This is a genomic window from Pararhizobium sp. PWRC1-1 (assembly GCF_049897905.1).
GTDB lineage: Bacteria > Pseudomonadota > Alphaproteobacteria > Rhizobiales > Rhizobiaceae > Pararhizobium.
Genome location: NZ_JAFCXE010000067.1, coordinates 1 through 1,125, shown reverse-complemented (window position 1 = coordinate 1,125; position 1,125 = coordinate 1). Strand labels below are relative to the sequence as shown.

The 1,125-nt window shown below is 55.3% G+C and carries 1 tRNA gene; it reads left to right on the top strand.

The features are described 5' to 3' along the window. Positions 1–287: 287 nt before the first annotated feature. Positions 288–364 (top strand) — tRNA-Met (locus tag ACP7E0_RS34900). Positions 365–1,125 lie beyond the last annotated feature (761 nt).

Here is a 1,125-nt window from a genome sequence, read left to right as displayed (position 1 = left end):
CCAGGTCTATTAAAGGCAAGAAAATACCAAATACACAGTCTTCTCTTCATCCTCCGGCCCAGCCGAACAACAGGCCGCCCTCAAGCGGCCTTTTTGCTTCGGTAGAATAAACCGGATAACAAACACAAACGGCTGCATTCTCGCTCAAAGGCAGCACGATCCGATACGCGGATGCAACGAATACGGACAGGAAAGGCGACATTTAGCGCAGCTAAATGCACGGTCGCGACAAATCCCATAGGGATTTGCACGGTTCCGACATTCTGCTACGCAGAATGCAGAGATAACGCGGGGTGGAGCAGCCCGGTAGCTCGTCAGGCTCATAACCTGAAGGCCGCAGGTTCAAATCCTGCCCCCGCAACCACTGAGACTTGTAACCGTTTCCAGTCAGCTTCCGCTTCGGCGAGAGCGGCTCGGAAACGGTTCTGAAATTCCGGCTTCTCATTGATATCATTGAACTCACCCGCCCTAACCCGGCGGGCGAACTCGTTTTTTTGCTGCTCCCGAACTCCGGCGCTGTATTCCTGAAACGCCTGCATCGAGGCGAGAATGGAAGCCAGCCGGCCGACGATCGTCAGGTCTGGAGACTTCCCATCCGCAGATGGCGAAACGAGCACCTTCTGGACAAGTTCGCGGATGAAGTTGAAATGCCGCTGCACCTCATCGTGTTCGGTATTGCCGGTCCGCGCCACGGCCGTGAGTGCTGCGATCGCCATCTGATACATCGACGGATTGATGACAAAGACTTTGGGCGGGCCTGTGCGCTTGGTCGCGGTCCTCGCCAACTCGGCTTCAAGTTTGTTTCGCTGTTTCTGCAAATCTTCCAGCAGCCGATCGAAAGCGGCGATCTGAAGTTGACCGGCCATTAAACGCTCGGCCACCTGGTTGGCAACAAGCTCCTGTTTCCGCGTGACGTCGAGTAGGGTTCCCGCGAGTCTTTCTTTGTCGCGCTCTCCCGACTCGCGTGCTCTGGACAGCTGTTTGTTGATCTCGTCTTGGATGGATGGTGAGCGTCCGGCTAGCGGATTTTGCTGATCGGGCAAATCGGGCGATGTTCTGGCATTAGAACCAGCATTAGTGCTGACATTAATGCCAGATCGAAGAGGTTGCATGGCTCGAATGGAG